Origin of the sequence: uncultured Tateyamaria sp., from assembly GCF_947503415.1 — a bacterium.
Classification (GTDB): domain Bacteria; phylum Pseudomonadota; class Alphaproteobacteria; order Rhodobacterales; family Rhodobacteraceae; genus Tateyamaria.
The window spans coordinates 113,926-133,947 of record NZ_CANNDS010000005.1 but is presented as its reverse complement, the minus strand read 5'-3'; the positions used below and the strand labels follow the sequence as shown (position 1 = coordinate 133,947).

At 61.2% G+C, this 20,022-nt stretch carries 16 protein-coding genes; 6 read left to right on the top strand and 10 right to left on the bottom strand.

The features are described from left to right. Nucleotides 1-5: 5 nt before the first annotated feature. Genes Q1A32_RS21505 through Q1A32_RS21480 form a run of 6 tightly spaced genes read left to right on the top strand, consistent with a single transcriptional unit; the run spans nucleotide 6 to nucleotide 12,319 of the window. Complete coding sequence (locus tag Q1A32_RS21505; protein ID WP_299657848.1) at nucleotides 6-6,008, top strand: non-ribosomal peptide synthetase; 6,003 nt, start codon at nucleotides 6-8, stop codon at nucleotides 6,006-6,008. Nucleotides 6,009-6,010: 2 nt separating this feature from the next. After that, nucleotides 6,011-9,256, top strand: a complete 3,246-nt coding sequence (locus Q1A32_RS21500) for an amino acid adenylation domain-containing protein (RefSeq protein WP_299657846.1) — start codon at nucleotides 6,011-6,013, stop codon at nucleotides 9,254-9,256. Continuing rightward, nucleotides 9,253-10,392 (top strand): hypothetical protein, encoded by a 1,140-nt coding sequence (locus tag Q1A32_RS21495; RefSeq protein ID WP_299657844.1) that lies wholly within the window; start codon nucleotides 9,253-9,255, stop codon nucleotides 10,390-10,392. Before Q1A32_RS21500 ends, Q1A32_RS21495 begins: the two co-directional genes overlap by 4 nt. A gap of 20 nt (nucleotides 10,393-10,412) precedes the next feature. After that, on the top strand, nucleotides 10,413-11,288 hold the full coding sequence (locus Q1A32_RS21490; protein WP_299657842.1) for a hypothetical protein: 876 nt from the start codon (nucleotides 10,413-10,415) through the stop codon (nucleotides 11,286-11,288). A gap of 15 nt (nucleotides 11,289-11,303) precedes the next feature. Further along, complete coding sequence (locus Q1A32_RS21485; protein ID WP_299657840.1) at nucleotides 11,304-11,522, top strand: MbtH family NRPS accessory protein; 219 nt, start codon at nucleotides 11,304-11,306, stop codon at nucleotides 11,520-11,522. Between the two features lie 44 nt (nucleotides 11,523-11,566). Continuing rightward, entirely contained in the window at nucleotides 11,567-12,319 is a 753-nt protein-coding gene (locus Q1A32_RS21480) for a thioesterase II family protein (RefSeq protein WP_299657838.1), read from the top strand. Here Q1A32_RS21480 and Q1A32_RS21475 read toward each other — a convergent pair. From Q1A32_RS21475 to Q1A32_RS21430, 10 genes are all read right to left on the bottom strand, one after another. Further along, nucleotides 12,276-13,028, bottom strand: coding sequence for a 4'-phosphopantetheinyl transferase superfamily protein (locus Q1A32_RS21475; protein ID WP_299657836.1), 753 nt, complete (start codon nucleotides 13,026-13,028; stop codon nucleotides 12,276-12,278). The genes Q1A32_RS21480 and Q1A32_RS21475 overlap by 44 nt on opposite strands. Further along, nucleotides 13,025-14,575 (bottom strand): CocE/NonD family hydrolase, encoded by a 1,551-nt coding sequence (locus Q1A32_RS21470; RefSeq protein WP_299657834.1) that lies wholly within the window; start codon nucleotides 14,573-14,575, stop codon nucleotides 13,025-13,027. Before Q1A32_RS21470 ends, Q1A32_RS21475 begins: the two co-directional genes overlap by 4 nt. Nucleotides 14,576-14,922: 347 nt before the next feature. Continuing rightward, nucleotides 14,923-16,143: a cysteine desulfurase gene (locus tag Q1A32_RS21465; RefSeq protein ID WP_299657832.1), complete on the bottom strand. Its 1,221-nt coding sequence runs from the start codon at nucleotides 16,141-16,143 to the stop codon at nucleotides 14,923-14,925. Further along, nucleotides 16,136-16,729: a YIP1 family protein gene (locus Q1A32_RS21460; protein ID WP_299657830.1), complete on the bottom strand. Its 594-nt coding sequence runs from the start codon at nucleotides 16,727-16,729 to the stop codon at nucleotides 16,136-16,138. Before Q1A32_RS21460 ends, Q1A32_RS21465 begins: the two co-directional genes overlap by 8 nt. An 8-nt stretch (nucleotides 16,730-16,737) precedes the next feature. Then, nucleotides 16,738-17,220 carry a YIP1 family protein gene (locus Q1A32_RS21455; RefSeq protein ID WP_299612620.1) on the bottom strand — a complete coding sequence of 161 codons (483 nt, stop codon included), beginning with the start codon at nucleotides 17,218-17,220 and terminating at the stop codon, nucleotides 16,738-16,740. A 1-nt stretch (nucleotide 17,221) separates the two neighbouring features. Then, a complete protein-coding gene (gene sufD / locus Q1A32_RS21450; RefSeq protein ID WP_299657827.1) occupies nucleotides 17,222-18,496 on the bottom strand; it encodes a Fe-S cluster assembly protein SufD in 1,275 nt (424 codons plus the stop codon). Next, nucleotides 18,496-19,251 (bottom strand): Fe-S cluster assembly ATPase SufC, encoded by a 756-nt coding sequence (gene sufC / locus Q1A32_RS21445; RefSeq protein WP_299612615.1) that lies wholly within the window; start codon nucleotides 19,249-19,251, stop codon nucleotides 18,496-18,498. The genes sufD and sufC overlap by 1 nt, the downstream gene beginning before the upstream one ends. A 32-nt stretch (nucleotides 19,252-19,283) precedes the next feature. Continuing rightward, nucleotides 19,284-19,598 (bottom strand): heavy metal-binding domain-containing protein, encoded by a 315-nt coding sequence (locus tag Q1A32_RS21440; protein ID WP_299612613.1) that lies wholly within the window; start codon nucleotides 19,596-19,598, stop codon nucleotides 19,284-19,286. Next, on the bottom strand, nucleotides 19,595-19,834 hold the full coding sequence (locus tag Q1A32_RS21435; protein WP_299657825.1) for a hypothetical protein: 240 nt from the start codon (nucleotides 19,832-19,834) through the stop codon (nucleotides 19,595-19,597). Before Q1A32_RS21435 ends, Q1A32_RS21440 begins: the two co-directional genes overlap by 4 nt. Then, nucleotides 19,831-20,022, bottom strand: a complete 192-nt coding sequence (locus Q1A32_RS21430) for a hypothetical protein (RefSeq protein ID WP_299657823.1) — start codon at nucleotides 20,020-20,022, stop codon at nucleotides 19,831-19,833. The genes Q1A32_RS21435 and Q1A32_RS21430 overlap by 4 nt, the downstream gene beginning before the upstream one ends.

Here is a 20,022-nt window from a genome sequence, read left to right as displayed (position 1 = left end):
GGATCATGACAAATTCCGAAAACAAATCCGAAGCCGCCTTTCTGAGTGACTATGAAGCAGTGGACGCCGATACAGAGACCGCGCCAGCCTCCTCCTGCACCAAAGGCAACGCCGCTCCCGATACCCAAGCGCTCCTGCGTGCAAGGCTTGCAGGAAAGAAACTGGGCAAGGTAAAAAAGCAGGCTGAGACGGCGATTGCAAAACAGCCCGCCGATGCGCCAATCACCCTGTCCTTTGCCCAGCAGCGCCTGTGGGTACTGGACCAGCTTGCACCGGGCAATGCGTCGTACACCGAAAGCTCAGCGCTCAGATTTCAAGCCATTGTTCAGCCAGAGGTGCTGCAACAGGCGATCAACACCATTGTCGCCCGCCACGCGGTGTTGCGCACCACCTTGCACGAGCGGAACGGGCAACCCGTGGCCCATGTCGCAGACGAGGTTCTGATCCCCCTGCCCGTTCACGATCTGACGCATCTGGACAGCGACGCACAACAGTCCGAAATCCTGCGACGTGCCACCGAAGATGCACACACCGCATTCGATCTGGCGACGGGACCGCTGCTGCGCACAACGTTGCTGAAGCTGCAGCCAAGCGAATGGGTCTTCCTCATCTCGATGCATCACATCGTATGCGATGGCTGGTCGTCGTCGGTATTCTCGCACGAATTGTCGACGATCTACGCCAATCTGGCGATGGGCCAACCGATCAACTTGCCAGAGCTGCCAATTCAATATTCCGACTACGCCGCCTGGCAACGGGACTGGTTGAGCGGCGGATTGATCGAGAAACAACTGGACTACTGGCGCACCCGACTGGATGACCTCACACCGTTGGACCTGCCAGCCGATTTCCCGCGCCCGCCCGTGTTCAGCTACCGCGGCGCGCGGCACGCGTTCAAGGTGCCCGCCGACCTCACCAATAGGTTGGAAATTCTGGGCAAACGCGAAGGCGCCACCCTGTTCATGACATTGCTGGCAGGGTTCAAATGCCTGCTGCACCGGATCACCGGGCAAGAGGACATATCCATTGGCACGCCGATCGCCAACCGCACCCGCAAAGAATTGGAGCCGTTGATCGGGTTCTTTGTGAACACGCTTGTCATGCGCAACGATCTGTCCGGTTCGCCAAGTTTCCGCGATGTTCTAAAACGCGTCCGCACCCGCGCGCTTGAAGCATATGACCATCAGGACCTGCCGTTCGAAAAATTGGTCGAAGACCTGCAACCCGACCGCGATCTCGCCTCAAACCCTCTGTTTCAGGTGATCTTTCAATTGCATGCCGACCAGGGGGCCTCCAACCCACAGAAGCATAGCGACCTGGGATTGGTCGAGGTTGAACGATCCACGGTGAAATTCGATCTGCGTGTCGAATTTCGAGAGACGCCGGATGGGCTAACGGGGGCGTTTGAGTACAGCACAGACCTGTTCAAACCCGACCGGATCGCACGGCTCTCCAGCTACTTGCTGGCGGTTTTCGAGGAGATGACCCGCGCGCCGGACATGCCGGTCGACGCAATGCCCCTGGTCCGTGGTCCCGAACGCCTGAAGATCGCCGAGTGGGGCCGTGAAGACGAAACGGTCAGCCCTCAAGGCTCCATCGCCGACCGGTTCCTGTCTCAGGCCGATGCGACCCCGGACGCGGTGGCCGTGGCTGACGACGATGGGGAACTGACCTATGCCGGTTTGCGGGACCACGCCATTGCCCTCGCGCATCGCCTGCGAAAGGCCGGAATAGGGACGGAAACCGTGGTGGTTGTCCCAGCAGTGCGGACGCGACAGACAATCGTGGCGCAACTCGGCATTCTTCTGGCGGGAGGTGCCTATCTGCCCCTCGACATGGAAGAACCGGACGCACGGTTGCAGCATATGATCGGCACCGCAAAGGCCGTGCATGCGGTGGGCGGGACGGATGTGGCGCAGCGGTTCAAGGCCCTTGGACTGAAACGCATCCCCTGCGATCTGCGCAAGAAACCAAAGGCTGCGGACATTCCACCCGTTGTTCCCGCGGATGCTGGCGACCGCCTTGCCTACATCATGTATACCTCCGGCTCGACCGGGGTTCCCAAAGGCGTGGCCGTCCCGCAAAAGGCCGTTCTGCGGCTTGCCTGCGACCCAGACTATTGCCGGATGGGCCCTGATGAGACGACGCTGCTGCTCGCGCCCATGACGTTTGACGCCTCCACCCTCGAAGTCTGGGCGCCCTTGCTCAACGGTGGACGGCTGGCCATTCATCCCCCCGGAAAGATCGATCTCGACGCACTGGCCGACAGCATCCGCACGCACGATGTCTCAATGCTGTGGCTCACCGCGGGGCTGTTTCATCAGATCGTCGACAACAACCTCGACGCCCTGTCCGGCGTGCGGCAAGTGTTGGCCGGGGGTGACGTGCTGTCGACGCGCCATACCGAAGCGTTTTTGGACCGTTTCCCGGACTGCCGGTTAATCAATGGCTACGGGCCCACCGAAAACACGACCTTCAGCTGCTGCTATGCGATCAACGATATGCCGGGCGGTTGCGCCACAATCCCCATTGGGCGTCCGATCCATGGCACCAGTGCCTATATCGTGGACGACTTTGGCCATCTCGCACCGATTGGCGTTGCCGGAGAGTTGTGCGTGGCCGGTGACGGCCTGGCGCGGGGCTATCTTGGCGACCCCAGCCGGACCGCCGACGCCTTCGTGCCCAATCCCTTCAAGGGCAGCGGCGCGCGGATGTACCGGACCGGCGATCTGGCACGCTATGACGACACCGGAACGATCGAACTGCTCGGACGCAAGGACCGGCAGGTCAAGGTACGCGGGTTCCGCATTGAGCCGCAGGAGATTGAGGCTGTGCTGGCCGCACACTCGGATGTGGCTGACGTGGCAGTGCTCGCGCGCAAGGATATGGGGCCAAGCGCTCAACTTGTGGCTTACGTTACGCCGCAAAAAGACACCGGCAACACCGCCCTTGAAACCGGGCAGTCAGACGCGGTCGCGCATTGGCGCGCGCTCTACGATGACCTTTATGCCAATCCCGATGATGTCGAACGTGGGTTTGATATCACCGGCTGGCAATCAAGTTACACCGGCCAGCCGATCCCGGCGGACGAGATGCGTGTCTGGCTGGATGCAACGCTGGCGCGGATCGGCGCGTGCGATCCCAAACGTGTGCTCGAAATTGGCTGTGGCACCGGGATGATGGCCTATCCGCTGGCAGAACGCGCCGAATACTACCGCGGCACCGACGTGTCGGCCCCCGTGATCGACACTCTTCAAAGCGGAATGACCAAGGCAGGTCTGGCGGACAAATGCGATCTGCACGCGGCACCCGCTGACGCATTGGGGGATCAGCGGAGCGATGAATTCGACACCGTGCTGCTGAATTCCGTTGTCCAGTATTTCCCGAGCATTGCCTATCTCAAGGACGTGCTGGATCAAGCCATCGCGGCGATCCCGACCCAAGGGCAGGTCTTTTTGGGTGATCTGCGCAGCCTGCCTTTGGTCGAAGATTTTCACACTGCCATCCAACTGGCCCGCCATGAAGGTGACATCGACTGCGCCGACATTTCCCGTCGGGTTTTGGACGGCGTCCAGATCGAACGGGAGCTGCTTGTCGATCCTGCGTTCTTCCGATTGCTGGCAAGTCACCACCCCCGTATCGCGGCGGCGGATATTCAATGGAAACGCGGCGATGCGGAAAACGAGCTGTCGCAATTCCGCTATGATGTTGTTCTGCACATCGGGGAATGCGAGCTTATCAACGACAATCAGCCGCGCATGGATTGGGAACAGGACGGTCTGACCCTCGGTACATTGGAGGCGCACCTGACGTCGGACAGCGCCCCGGTCACGGTCACGAACGTACCCAACGGCAGGGTCTCGGGCATTGCTGCGGTCTGGGCTGCCGTGCGCGACGGGGATGACACGATCTCAGCCGATAACGTGCAGGCTTTGCTCGCCGCAGACGCGCCGATGCCCGACGAACTGCACGACATGGCAGAGAGGCTCGGGCTGTCATTGGCCATTGTTCCGTCGGATGAAAATCCGGCCTGCTGTACGTTGCACTTCGCCGCCGGCACCTCTGTAATTCCACCATTGGCGCCAGCGCCGTCCACCGAACCGGACTGGACGGCATACGCCAACAATCCGGTTCACGCACTGGTGGCCGAGGCGTTGGTTCCAGCACTGCGCTTGGCCGCCACCGAACACCTGCCCACCTATATGCAACCTTCGCACTACGTCGTGATGGAAGCGTTGCCGCTCACCCGGAATGGTAAGCTGGATCGCAAGGCACTGCCCGCACCGGTGCGTGAACGGGCACTTGCGACCACCGCAGAACTGGCCTTGGCCACATCGGATATCGAAAAAACCCTGGCATGGGTCTGGGGCGATGTTCTCGGACTGGATCAGGTCGGTGTGCTGGATAATTTCTTTGAACTGGGCGGGGATTCCATCCTCAGCATCCAGATCGTTTCGCGCGCCAAGACCGAAGGCATCCTGTTCACGGCCCAGCAGCTGTTCGAAAACCAGACCATCGCGGAACTGGCCGCGATTGCGCAAGAGACGCCGCTGGACCGCATCGACCAAAGCGTTGTCACAGGCCCCTGTCTATTGACGCCGGCGCAAGCGTGGATGTTCGACAACGCGTCTCCTGCCCCACACCACTTCAACCAATCCTTCCTGCTGCAAGTCCCGCCAGAGCTTGATGCCGAGGCGCTGGATGCTTCGGTGCGTGCGCTCCTGTTGCACCATGACGCGCTGCGGCTCCGTTTCAAAAACGGCGACACGGGCTGGACCGCACACCACGCTGATCTGAGCGACGAGGACGGGATCGAATGGATCGACCTGAGCATGTATTGGGGGGCCGCACAGACGCGCGAACTGGAAAGCGCCTGTGCCGAGATGCAGGCGTCGCTTGATCTGGCCGATGGTCCACTTTTGCGCGTCGTTCTGTTCGACATGGGTCCGGGACGCCCGGCCCGTTTGCTGATCTGCGCACATCACCTCGTGGTCGATGGCGTGTCATGGCGCATCCTGTTCGAACAATTGTGGCAGGGCTACCAACAGGTGGTCGAGGGGGCAGCGATCACCCTGCCCGCCAAGACGACGTCCCTTGCAGCATTTACCAGCGCCATGCACAAGCGTGCGCAAGCGGCTGACATGACGGCGCAAGCCGCGTATTGGGCGTCGGTGCCGCCGAACGACGACGCGTTCCTGCCCATCGACCGCGAAGGGTCCAACACCGAAGGTGACGCGTCCGAAATACGGGTCGAGCTTTCCGACGACCTCTCACGTGCCGTGCTGACCGAAGTGCCGCAAGTGTTCCAGACCCGGATCAACGACGCGCTTCTGACCGCGTTCTCGCGCGCGATGGTGCGTTGGGGCGAAGTGCCTGTCGCGTATTTCGACCTCGAAGGTCATGGCCGCGAGTTGGTCGATCCGGGCATGGACCTGTCGCGCACCGTCGGGTGGTTCACCTCGATCTTCCCCGTGGCGCTGGATGTGGATGCAGATGAACCCGTCGCGGACACCCTGATCCGGGTCCAAGATCAGTTGGATGCCATCCCGGATCGCGGCGCGGGCTTTGGCGTGCTGCGTTACCTGTCTGACAATGCCGACATTCGGGGCAAACTTGACGATCTGCCGATGCGCGACATCAGCTTCAACTACCTTGGTCAGTTTGGCGGTCAGGAAGACGGCACCATTCGGGCAGCGCCCGAAGACATGGGCGCGATGCGTGCACCACAGGCCGAACGGCGCCACCTGATCGAAGTCGACGGGGCGGTGTCTTTTGGACGGCTGGGGTTCACCTGGGTCTACAGCGACAAGCAATACGATGCAGCTTCGATCCAGGATTTCGCAGACATGATGCTGGAAGAACTCGAAGCGCTGGTCGAGGCCACCCGCGCCCATCAGCACGCCACCTTCTCGGTCGACAGCTTCCCCGCGGCACGCATGCACGAGGATGATTTCGCCCGACTGATGGCGACGTTTGGTGACGATACGGATGCAGAGGAGCGGTCCTGACCATGCACGGAATCGAAGACATCTATGAACTCTCGCCGATGCAATCGGGCATGCTGTTCCATTCGGTTTATGAAGCCGGACCAAGGATGTATTTCGAGCAGGTGGTGATCCCGTTCGATGCTACCGTTGACCCCGATCATTTCGCCGGGGCTTGGGCTGCGGTAACAGCCGCCAATCCCGCTCTGCGCACCTCCATTCATTGGGAGGACCTCGACAAGCCGGTTCAGGTGGTGCACCGCAACGCCCGCATGGCCGTCGAGACGTGGGACCTGCGCCGGGAACCGCCCGGACGGCGTGAGGTGACGTTGCAATTGAAGCTGGCGGAAGACCGCGATCGCGGCTTCAAGCTGGACCAGGCCCCTCTGATGCGTGTCACCCTCGCGCGGATGGGACCAAGCGCCTACCGCATGGTGATCAGCTTTCATCACATCATTCTGGACGGCTGGAGCCTTCAGGCGGTGTTCGCGCAGTTCACCGACGCCTATGCCCGACTGGCCAGCGGCGGACGTCCGAACCTGCAACAGACACGACCCTACCGCGCTTTCATCGAGTGGCTGCAGGCACAAGACCCGAAATCGGCAGAGGGGTATTGGGCCAAGGTCATGGCCGATGCGCCCGGACCGACCGGGATCGGACGGGCAACCGTCGGGGCGCAGTCGAACCGACCCGACGACTTTGGCGAGGTTGAATTACACCTTTCGGCAGAAGAGGCCGACGCGGCGAGAGCCGCAAGCGTCGCGCACCAGTTGACGCTCAACACGCTGCTGCAAGGGGCCTGGGCCATCACCCTTGGCCGGTTCACCGATCAGGATGATCTGGTCTTTGGCGTCACCGTGTCGGGCCGCCCGGCGGAGATCGGCGGCGTCGAGGAGATGATCGGCCTTTTCATCAACACCGTACCGCTGCGCACGCGCCTGTCCTATGGCACCACGTTGTCGGACTGGTTGGCACAGCTGCAATCAGACCAGCTGCGCGCCCGCAACTTTGACCATTGCGGTCTGGTCCAGATCCGCGAATGGGCGGGACTGCCCGGTGACGAATTGCTGTTCGACACGATCTTCGCGTTCGAGAACTATCCGACCCAGCGCAAGGACGGCGATGCCAGCGCCGACACCACGTTTATCGAACGCACGAACTACCCGCTGTCCGTGGCGGTCATCCCCGGCGATGGGCTACAGGTGCGCCTTCTCTATGACGGACAGGCGATTGAACCTGCCAAGGTGCGGGCCATCGGCGCGACCTTGCTCAGCGTTTTACGCCGCATGACACGGACACTCGCGACCGACCCCCGGGCCACGCTGGAACAGGTGGTTCTGGATGCCTGCCCCGCCCATCAGACAGCCACCGAGGTCACACCCTACCCCGAAGCATCACTGCCGGACCTGTTCGAGCAGATCGCCATAGCCACGCCGGATGCCATTGCGGTCGAAAGCGAAAACGGCCACCTGACCTATGGCGCGCTCAGCACGCGCGCAAACGAACTGGTGGCCCGTCTCAAAGCGACAGGCATCCAGCGGGGTCACCGGGTCGCGCTGCTTTTGCGATCCACAGATGATCTTGTCACCGCCATGCTTGCCGTACTGAAATGTGGGGCGGCCTATATCCCGCTTGATCTGGCCTATCCGCCAGATCGCATCGCAAGCATTCTTGGGGAAACGAATGCGCCTTTGATCCTGACGGACGCGGACCATTTGAAGGACGCACGCGCACACGGCACCAACGTTCTGGATGTCGCAGAAGCGGATGCCAGCCCTCAGGTCAGCGGCATTGAGAGCCATCCGACACCGGATGACGTGGCCTATGTGATGTTCACCTCCGGCTCGACCGGCACCCCCAAGGGCATCGAAATTCCGCACCGGGCCATCGCGCGTCTGGTGCGCAATACCGATTACGTGGACCTGACCGCACAGGACCGCATCGCGCGCCATTCCAACATCGCCTTCGACGCCGCCACGTTCGAAATCTGGGGCGCTTTACTGAATGGCGGCACGACGGTCGCGCTGGACAGGGACACGGTGCTGTCACCCGATGCACTGGCCCTCGCATTGGACGCCAAGCGTATCACCACGATGTTCCTGACCACGGCCTTGTTCAATCGCATCGCGGCAGAACGTACCGACGCATTCCAAAGCCTCGACACGCTGATGTTCGGCGGTGAGGCCGCTGATCTGCAAGCCGTCCGTGCCGTGCTGAATGGGCGCGGACCAAAGCGGTTGCTGCATGTCTACGGCCCGACCGAAAGCACGACCTTTGCCACGTGGCAGCACCTGACCACGATCGAACCCGACCAGATTGCACCGCCCATCGGACATGCCATCGGCCACACATCAGCATATGTGTTGGACAGGCAACTGCGCCCGGTCCCGCAGGGGGCACCGGGAGAGCTCTACCTTGGTGGCGACGGCCTGGCGCACGGCTATGCGGGCCGGGCTGCACTGACAGCACAGTCGTTTCTGCCTGATCCCTACTCCGACACACCCGGCGCGCGGCTCTACCGCACTGGCGACCGGGTACTTCAGGACGCCGAGGGGCGCATCGTATTCCTTGAACGGATCGACACGCAAATCAAACTGCGCGGCTACCGGATCGAGCTGAGCGAGATCGAGGCATTGCTGCTGGCGGAGCCTTCCGTGGCTCAGGCCGTGGTCGTCTGCAAGGGAGAGGGAGAAGCGCGACGCATCCTCGCCTATGTCGTGCCTGCCAGCGATGCCCCGGACGACCTGAGCAACAAACTCACATCGGCCTTGGCCAAGACCATGCCATCCTACGCGCTGCCAGAGACCATCGTGCACCTGGACACCCTGCCGCTCAACCGAAACGGCAAGATTGACCGCGCAGCCCTTCCCGAGCCGCGCACAAAACCCGCCAAACCCACATCAAGAACCGCAGCGCAGGACACACCCAAAGGCTCTACCGAGGAGAAACTGGCGCAAATTTGGGCCGCCGTTCTTGAACGGGATGACTTTGAACGGACGGACAATTTCTTCGACATCGGTGGCCATTCACTGCGGGTGACGCAGCTTGCCTCGCGGATCAAACGCGACCTTGGCGTCGACCTTGCCCTGCGCACCGTTTTCGAGAACCCCACAGTGGAGGGCCTTGCCCGCATCATTGACGCGGATGACACCACAGACGCGCAGGCTCAATCACCAGATCCCACCGAAGCTCCATCCACACCGTCCCGACAAGGCGGCATCAAACCAATCTCGCGCACTGCGCGCCAACGCAAACGGACAACAGGCGCATGACCGTCACACTGGCAAGCATCACCTTCAACCACGATCCTGCATCCTCCCGCCGGGGCGCACTGAACATTCGCCGGAACGGCAGCGACCCGGGCCGTGTCCCCGAATGGATAAAGGGCGACCCGGAGGTGTTCCCTGCCGCCTACGCCATCTCGGACGCACTAAGCGCCCGGATCGACGTTGCAATCGATCTGCTTGGCCCCTCCAACACGCGCGTTTTTGTACGGGCGGTTCCGACCAACCCGTTGGAGTTCAACATTCTGGGTCCGACCGAAACCGCGACGGTCAACTTTGCCGCAAACGGCAAACGCAATGGCCTGCGACTGACGCTGCAAGCCCCGGCATTGGTGCAAACCGGCGTGGGCGCATTCGACGTGAACTGGACCTGGCAATACAAGGAAAGCTTTGCCGGACCATGGAACGATTTTGAAACGACGCGGCACCGCATTTACGTGATCTTGCGCCAACCAACACGGCCGTGGGTGCAGACGCCGTTCACCGCGGCCAACACGCAGTTGCCTTGGGCCGAAGTGCTGGAATGGGCCTGCCGATGGGCCGCCTTCACGCACACACCGGACGCGGCGGCTACCGCAATTACCGCAGCCGTCTACAACCTCGGACCACGCCGGGTTGCTTACGATTGCCGAGGGGGAAATCCGACGAACTATTCCTTTCCCGAATTCGATTGCTCGGCGTTTCTTGAACGGCTTGCAGGGGAATATGGTCGTGGTCCCCGGGTCAATTGCACCGACTGTGCTACGATCGTGTCGACCTTTGCCAATGTCCTCGGCGCGGATCTCTGGCAGTCCCGGATGTTCAATCAGATCGTGCCCTTCCGCTGCAACCTGATGCGCCCGATCGGCGCGCCCTTCTTTGGCCCGGTCTGCGGCACCGGGTTCTTCAACTATCACGAGGTCGCATGGGAAGGTGCCTGTTCCGATCTGGACGAGGTGTATGACGCGTGTGTGGCGGTGTTTTTCCCGGCTCCGCCATCCGTGGGCCTTTCGGCCTTCATGCCATCGGACATCAATTTCGGCTGGTCCTACGCCAGCAGTTACCGTGATTTCCTGGTCAGTCCCGAATCCAGGTACATTTGTCAGGCGCAGCCAACCACAAGACGCCGCCGCCTCGTCTATTAAACCCGCCAAAAGGTGATCTCATGCTGTTGCCAACCCAGATCAACGCACTTCGCAGCAAATACGGCATCGATGAACGACTGTTTCAGGCCCGACATCAAAGCGGTTTCTTTGTGCGGCGGTATCGGATGCTGGGTCAGGAAATTGTCCGCGCCCATATCAAACGCGCGCTGACGCTCAACCTGCCAAGCGGTGGTCGGATGCGCAAGACAACATGGCTGACCGAAGACCGCGCGCCGCGCAAGGCGCCCGAAGAAAACCCGGTGCTGGTCGACAGTTTCGAATATGGCAGCTTTGCTGAAGCAGAACAGGCGCTGTGGAGTTTTCTGGGTGAATTCCACGTGCCCGTTGATCTGCAAACGACAACCGAAGGCGTGGGCGACGTGGGCTTTGTTACACCCGATGACCGGACGGTCGCATTTCTGCGCGGCAACAGCCTGCACCGCATTTCGCAAGAAAACCCGACGCAGGATCTGCACGAGATGGCAGCCTCGGTGGACGCAAAGCTGACGGACAAACCGGATGGGGCGCACCCGGAACCGGCGCTATTCAAGGTCAAGAAGGTTTCTGAGCGACCTACCATCGCGGCACGCATGGCCGCAAAACCCGAAGAAGAGCCGACCATCACCGCTCAGTTCGCCATCGAAGGCATGAATGGTGACGGTGCCGCCCAGACCAGAGCCGCATCCACCACCGATGAGGCCGACAGCGACGATGGCATGTTGCGCATCTTCACCAAGGCGGGGTGGATCGAAGACGACGACGGGCTTCGGTTCAACCTGAACGCGGGTGAAAACGCCAAGGACGCTGAAATCGAGGTCTTTGAGGACAGGGCAGACGGCGCGTGCCTACGCTGCCGCCGCAGGTTGCAAGATGAGGATTGGGTAGACGATGCATAAAGGAGAACGCGCGTAATGGCCGAAGATGACACACTCTACAGCGTCGTGGTCAACCACGAAGAGCAGTATTCAATCTGGCCCGTGGACCGGGAGCTGCCAATTGGTTGGAAAGCCGTCACCGAAGGCAAATCCAAGGAGGACGCACTGGACTACATAGAGGAAGTCTGGACTGATATGCGCCCGCTGTCCTTGCGCAACGCGATGGAAGAGGCGGAACAGCAAGGGACCACCTGACGCCCATGCGCGCATCGGCAAAACCCGCCTGGGCAAGCTGCCCGATGCCAGACCCAAGCGCCGGCTGCCGGATGTTCTGCCTGCCTTACGCTGGCGCCGGGGCATCGATCTACCGGGGTTGGCCATCAGCGCTCAGAACAACCGCGGAGGTTTGGCCGGTGCATCTGCCCGGTCGCGAGCGGCGCCTGTCGGAGCGGCCCATCGACACCGTTCAAGAGCTGGCAACACAAACCGCCAAGGGCATCGCAGGGTATCTGGACCGGCCATTTGTGCTGTTCGGCCATTCCATGGGCGCGCTCATCAGCTTCGAGCTTGCGCGCGCCCTGCGCCGTCTCGGATTGCGCCAGCCAGAGGCCCTGCTGGTGTCAGGCTATGGCGGCCCGCATCTGCCCGACACACGCCCGCCGATCCACGGCCTGCAAGACGCCGACTTCAAACAGGCCGTCGGCGCATTGGACGGCACGCCCAAAGACGTGTTTGCCAATGCTGAGCTAATGGACCTGCTACTGCCGCTGCTGCGCGCCGATTTTAAACTGGTCGAAACCTACACATGTCGGGCCGAGCCGCCGCTGGACATACCCATTTGTGTTTACGCCGGAGAAGATGACCGCGACACCCCGCCAGACGCGTTGGAGGCATGGGCCACCTGCACCAGCGCTCCCACATCCCGCACCATGTTCGATGGCGGGCATTTTTATCTGCGGGATCATGCGAGCGCCCTACTGGATCAAGTGCACCGCGACGTTCAGATGCTCACCGCAGATCGCCGGGATCAAAGGCAAAGTGCAAGACGCTAAGGTCCGGCCTATCCGTTGCAACGGCGCCAAAATACCCGTTGCCCGGATCAGCCGCATACAGATGAAACCGTGCGGGACCTGCAGCGTCGTCCAGCAGCTCAGGCGGACGCGATGGATCGGACGACACCTCGAACCGGTCCAACCCACCGGGCAGACCCGCGCCCTCAGCCTTCAAGAGCGCCTCCTTCGAGGTCCAGAGACGATAAAACGCATCACAGCGCTGCGATGGCGGTCGCGCCTCCAACCGGGCGACCTCATCCACCGTGAAGTACTGCCGCGCGATCTGGCCCATATCCTCAAAGGGCCGCGCATATTCAACGTCCACACCTATCGTTCCCTCTTGCGCCACCGCAATCAAGGCGATGTCGGCAGAGGATGAGGCATTGAACACAACCTCTCCCTGATGGGGCTGCGCCAAAACCGGCTTGCCCGCAGCATCCATGGTCTCATATGCAACCTCTGCCAGGTCACACTGCAGATAGGCCGACAGAATATGCCGCAATGCCGTGCGCCGGGCCGCAAATCGATGCGCATCTTCATCACGGCGAAACCGGCGATACCGCGCCTGTTCCTCCGGGCTCAGTCCGGTCCACCCATCGCCCGAGGCGCGCAACGTGGACAGGGACACCTGCCAGACATGCACCTCTCCCGATTGGGGAGACGTGACCGACGCCAGCGGCATCGTGTTGTAAGCCCCCACCCCGGTCATTCCGCCACCGCCTCCATAATCAGCCGGGACGGCGCATTTGTGCCGTGCAAAATCTCGTACGTGGCGTCCGGATGGTCCACCTCAGCATAGCCACAGGCCGTGCCGCCAATCGACAAGGCGATGCGTGTGCCTGCTTTGAACCGATGACTGACAGAGTGCATATCGAGGGTCAGGCGCGCCGGCAGACTGGCATCCAACCCCTCGGCGTGGGTCACGCCGAACGTAACAAATTCCAGTGGTTCCGCGCGGTCTGGATCATAATCGTACACCTGCGCGCTGAACCCGGCTATGGGCGTTGTCGCCCGCGCAAACAGATCGAGGCGCATGGGTCCTGCGACAAGGATGTCCCGCTCCAACGGCGCTGTCAGATAGGTCTGGCTTGGGTAATCGCCGCAGGGCGACATCTTTGCCGGATCGATCTGCAAGGCGTGGACCTTCATGCCGGCATCGGGTGCCGCCAACAAAGGTGCATTGCCCGTCAGGCTGAAACGACGCCCAAGGTAGAACGATGTCTCAGCACCCCTGATCGGCCAATCATCCGCTGTTCGAAACGGCTCGGCGTCGTCAGGGCGGTACAGAACCGGCGCAGTGTCGGTCAGGTCCCCGTCCCGCAACCAATGATCCAGCCACGCAATGATCCGCGCGGTCACATCCGTTTCGACCTTGCCAAACTGATTGAGGTGAAAGGTATGATCTTCGGCGCTGACGATCAGTTGGTGATCTGCGCGATGCTCCGGACACCCGGACTGGCGCAATGCTTTCCACAGATCAACAGGATCCTCCCACCCCTCGCTCTTGGATTTGATCACCAGAACGGGTGCGCAAATCCGGTCAATATCAGCGCGCAGGCTCTTGTCTGAGGTGCCTGTGCGGCCCGCGATGTAGGTGTCCCAATATGGATCATCACGACCCAAAAGGCTGTTGTCGATCTGGCTTGGGTCCCGGACATTGTTCGCCCGCTCCTTTTCGGCCTCATCCGGCCACCGCCCATGATCCAGCAAGTACAGCCACAGGACGGGCAACAACCCCACCGCGTCGCCACGGCGCCCTGCCCACAGATCAAGCGCCGGATCGTCCGCAATGACGGCTTGCACCTCCGGCGCACCAGCGGCAGCGGCCAGCGCGGTGTATCCGTTATACGACCCGCCAATGGTCCCGATCCGTCCATTTGACCATGGCTGAGCCATGATCCACCGCACGGTCGCGGCCCCGTCCTCGACTGCATTTTCGAACGGATCAAAAACACCCTCCGATCCAAATCGGCCTCGCAGGTTCTGCATCACGAATGTGTATCCACGGCGGGTCAATTCATCCGCAAAAGCATCGTAATAGGCTTCGCTTTGCGCGGGAAACCGGTACGGCGTGCGCATCAAGACAACCGGTGATGGCTGTTGATCCGGCAAATAGATGAACGTCTCCAGTCGCACGCCATCCGGCATTTCCAGCATAGCCCGCCGGTCCGCGTCAGCCCAGGCCTTGGCGGCCAGAAACAGGGTCAAGATCAGAGACAAACCGATGGCCCATGGGCCATGTCGTTGAAAAAACATGCACATCTCTCGACGACTATGGTGCTTGGGTTTTTGCTTGGCAAGCGAGCACCGGTACGACACGTGCCATTTGGTTTCCAAGCAAGGGGTCGCAGACGCTCTGGCCGTGTGACAACGCAGACACGAGGCATGGAACCGCCCCCCAAATTATCCGTCGCAAAGGAAAAACCAGCGCCGCCCGCTCTCGGGCAGCAGCATCGCGCGCGGCTGGTTAATTTCGGCAAAACCGACCGTGCGTTGCGTAATCCATTGAAATCGGAGTGGTTTCAGAGATCTGTTAAAATCCCGATACCCCAAAGAACACCTTGTCCCCGCGGGGACAAATCACCTGTCTCCGCGGGGACAGGTCAGGCAAACAGGTCGTGCGCCAGTTCTAGCGCCTCAACCAAGACGTCCACTTCGTCCTTGGTGTTGTACATTCCGAAGGACGCGCGGCACGTGGCGTTCAGCCCCATGTGTTCCATCAACGGCCCCACGCAATGTTGCCCTGCCCGCACCGCGACCCCCTTCTTGTCGAGGATGGTCGAAATGTCGTGGGCATGCCCTGCCCCGTCCAAAGTGAACGAGAATATCGCGCCCTTGTCCGGTGTCGTGCCCTGGACCTGCAGCCAGTTCAGCCCGCCCAGTTTTTCCACGGTATAGTCGCGCAAAGAGTCCTCGTGCGCGGCGATGGCATCCATCCCGTGACCCATCATATAGTCCAGCGCCACGCCCAGCCCGATCATCTGAACGATGCCGGGTGTGCCGGCTTCGAACTTGTGCGGAGGATCATTGTAGATCACCCCGTCTTTCGAAACTTCCTTGATCATGTCGCCGCCACCGATGAAGGGACGCATCTCTGCCATCCGTTCGGTTTTGCAATAGATCGCGCCCGAGCCCGACGGGCCGTAGAGTTTGTGGCCGGTGATCGCGTAGAAATCAGCACCCAAGTCCTGCACATCCACCGGCATGTGCACCGCCGCTTGGCTCCCATCCACCAGCACCGGAACACCTTTGGCATGCGCACCGTCGCAGATGGATTTCACATCCACCTTGGTACCCAGAACGTTGGACATGTGAGTGACAGCCACAAGCTTGGTCTTGGGTCCGATCGCGTCAATGACCTTCTGCGGATCAAGCGCGCCGGTCGCATCCACATCGACCCACTTCAGAACCACGCCCTGCCGCTCGCGCAAGAAATGCCAGGGCACGATGTTTGCGTGGTGTTCCATGACGGACAGGACAATCTCGTCGCCAGCCTCCATGCGGGGCATCGCCCAACCATAGGCCACCATGTTGATGCCTTCGGTCGTGCCCGAGTTCATCACGATCTCGTCTTCCGACGCGGCATTGAGGAACCGTGCCAGCTTGCCACGGACGCTTTCGTAATTGTCCGTCGCGAGATTGGAGAGGAAGTGTAGCCCCCGGTGCACGTTCGCGTATTCCTCGGCATAAGCCTTGGAGATCGCATCGATCACGACCTGCGGCTTTTGCGCCGACGCGCCACTGTCGAGGTAGACAAGCGGCTTGCCGTTCACTTCGCGGCTCAAGATCGGGAAATCCCCGCGGATGGCGTTGACGTCATACATTTCCAAGTCCTCCTGCCGTCACGCCGGTCAGCGTCACGATCAGCATCATTCCAATAAACAGTCCCGCCAGCACGGCGATCAGCAGGCCAAAGGCCCGAAAGAGCGAGTCAAACCGCAATGCGGCACTGACGAAATGCAAGAGCAGCCAAAACGCAACCACGGCCACCACCAACGCAACCAGCCCGGCCACCGAAGGGGCGATCAGGCTCAGCACCAGGACCAGCGCCTGTGCCGCGGCACGCAAGGCCTGCAGCCACGTCAGCAGCGCCAACATGTCAGTGAATTCCCCCTGCCCCCCAATCGCGCGCCCGGCCCAGACCAGACCGTGCACCGTCACCAGCAAACCGCCGGCGATGATCGCGAAAAGGGCAAAGGGCCGTTCCAACAAGGCCAGCATGGGCACGGCAGCTTGCGCGGCCGGATCGACTGTCCCGTCAAAAAGAACGATCGGCCCCGAGGCCAGCAAGGCGTTGATGGCCGCGATGGCAAACAATGCAGAATAAAGCGTCTGCCGGTCGAGGTTCCACGCCATAATCCGCTGGGCGGCGGTGCGCGGGTCACGCAGCGTCTCAATCGCGAGATCCATGGCCGCGCTCACGCCGCCCTCTCCTGTGCGATGGACCCGCCGATCCAGAACCACATGAACGCCAGAAACCAGATCATTCCCACGATTTGCAACTCGATCCCCGGCCCCACAAAACCTGCGACAAGACCATGCAGCAGGATCAGCGGCGACGACGCCAAAAGCGCCCAGAACAGGGCCAATCGGGCGCCGTAGGCGGTGCCTTTGCCGCCCAACACCCGGCCAATGCCGCGAACCACGAAAGCGATGACATAGAGCAATAAAGGCGCAATGAAGATCCACGCCATGAGCGTGGCCCCCATGAGCATGTTCAAATCCTGCCCCGTCAGATGCGCCTCGCGTGCCAAGCGCGGCAATTGCGCGATGAAGATCAACGCACAGGACGCCATAAGGTAGGCCAGCGCACGGTCTTCGCGCTGCCCAAGCTCAAGCAACCGCCGAATGACGCGCCCCGGACCCCGGTAGGTGGCCGAAATGTTCCGTGTGATGGCCATGTCAGCCCCGGTGACGCTCCAACCAGCCTTCGAGCCGCTCGACCAGCGCGTCGCGCAGGGCTTCGTCCTCGATCTCTTCCACCGCTTCGGCAAGGAAGGCGAGTGTCAGAAGGTCCGTTGCAATCCCCGCAGGGACACCGCGCGAGCGCAGATAGAACAACGCCTCTTCGTCGATGGCGCCAGAGGTCGAGCCGTGGGAACAGGCAACATCGTCGGCGTAGATTTCAAGCTCGGGCTTGGCGAGGAACTGGCTGTCATCGTCCAGCAGCAGCGATTGGCTGATCTGGTAACCGTCTGTTTTCTGGGCACCCTGCTTGACCAGAATCTTGCCCTGGAACACGCCGACAGCGCCATTGCGCAGCACCTTCTTGAAAACCTGACGGCTTTCGCAGCGCAGCGCATCATGGGTCACAAACACGGTGTCATCGTGGTGGAAATCACCGTCGCCCACACAGGCCCCCGCAACATGCGCCACCGCATCGTCGCCCTGGATGTCGATCACGCATTCATTGCGCGTCAGACGGCCATTTACGGTGAGGGTGAAGGATTTGAACGTCGATTCCGTGCCGAGGCGCGTGAAGATATGCGTGATGGCGCGGCGTTCGTGATCGCGGCCCTGCGCACGCACATGGTGGAAGGTGGCCCCATCGGCCACGTCCACTTCCATGGACTTGTTGAACCGCGCCGCAGCAGGGCCGGTTTCGAGCAGGGTCAGCTCTGCGCCTGCATCGACTTTGACCACGTGGTGCAGAATTGCGTCCGAGGTTTCGTTTTCGTGCAAGTAGATGAAATTGATCGGCTTTTCGGCCTTGTCCGTGACATGGATCAGCACGCCATCGGTGGCAAAGGCCGTGTTAAGCGCGGCCAAAGGGCGTTGCACATAGTGCCCATCGGCTTCGAGCGAACCATAAAGATCGGCGGCCCAATGAATGTCTGCGCTTGTCGCCAGACGGTCGATGCGCACACCGGACATCGTCAGGTCATCGGATTTTTCGGCGTCAAAAATACCATCGACAAAGACGATCTTGAGCCGGTCCATATCGTCGAACAGCGGCCCTTCGTCATTGTGGAACAGTGAGGCCTTAGGTGCATCGGGCTGAGTGAGGCTGTCGGGGCGCGTGAACTTCCAATATTCATCGCGCCGACCGGGCAGGCCCATTTCGCGGACGCGGGCCAAGGCCGCCTTGCGCGCGGCGTCAGCCCAGCCATTTTGCGGCATGGTCAGGGTCGCGAGCCGGTCTTCGGTCGGGTTGGATTGCGTTGCAGGCTCGGCCATTACGCCACCTCTGCCAGAATGTCGGCATAGCCGTTGTTTTCAACTTCGAGCGCCAGCTCGGGGCCACCGGTTTTGACGATCTTGCCGTCTGCCATGATGTGCACGACATCGGGTTTGATGTGGTCCAGCAGGCGTTGGTAGTGCGTGATCACAAGGAAGCCGCGCCCTGCGTCGCGCAGCGCGTTCACACCGTCCGCGACCAGTTTCATGGCATCCACGTCGAGGCCTGAGTCGGTCTCGTCCAGAATGCACATTTTTGGTTCCAGCATCGCCATCTGCAGGATTTCATTGCGCTTTTTCTCACCACCGGAGAAGCCAACATTGACCGGACGCTTGAGCATGTCGGCGTCGATTTTCAGATCCTTGGCCTTGGCCCGGATCACTTTCAGGAAGTCCGCAGCGCTCATCTCGTCTTGGCCACGCGCCTTGCGTTGGGCGTTCACGGCGGTGCGCAGGAAGGTCATGTTGCCGACGCCAGGGATTTCGACAGGGTATTGGAAGGCCAGGAAAAGGCCCGCTGCAGCGCGCTCTTCGGGTTCCATGTCCAGCAGATCCTCGCCATCAAGGGTGGCTTCGCCGCTGGTCACTTCGTAGCCGTCGCGGCCCGACAGGACATAGCTGAGTGTGGACTTGCCCGATCCGTTTGGCCCCATGATCGCGTGCACCTTGCCCGCCTCGACCGTGAGGTCGACGCCTTTCAGGATCTGCTTGTCTTCTTCTTCAAGTTGGACGTGCAAGTCTTTGATGTTCAGCATTTTTTCTTGTCCTTGATGTCGCGCGCCGCGCGTTATTGCAAAATGACAGCCGTGCCCGAGACACTGACCATCAACATTGAATCGCCGACCACTTCGTAATCGAGGTCGATCCCGATGACAGCATTTGCGCCCTGTGCTGCCGCCCGTTGTTCCAGTTCCGCCATGGCCGTGTCGCGGGCGTCTTGCAGTTTGGATTCGTACGCGCCCGAGCGGCCCCCGATGATGTCCGTGATGCCCGCAAAGAAGTCGCGTACGACGTTGGCCCCCATGATCGCCTCGCCCACGACGATGCCGCGGTAGTCGGTGACTTTGTAGCCTTCGACGGTGGAGGTGGTTGTCATAATCATTCGGTGCCCTCCTGTTCTTCGCGGGCAAAGAGGCGTTGGACGCCCAGCCCGATGGATATGGAGAGTGCCAAAAGGATGCACCAAACCCAGAAGGATGTCAGCGCGCCGGGGGCCAGTGTGGCGGCTGCGATCATGCCCGCAAAGACGGCGATGATGCAGGCCAGCCCGCCCTGTTGGGTGCCGTCGAGGTCGGACACCGAGTGGCGCTTGATCGGTTTGCGATCGGTGTCCGTCATTCATCCGCTCCGGCAAAGAGGAAGAAGGCCGCACCGATGGCTCCGCCTGTCATTGCGCCGCCGATGGCCAAGGCCGCCGCGAAACCCGGCAGCACAAACGCACCGATCACACTGCCAAGTGCAGCACCACCCAGAACGGACAGCGCCATCGTGGCAAATGCCGACTTCTGTTTGCCTTCCGAGGACAT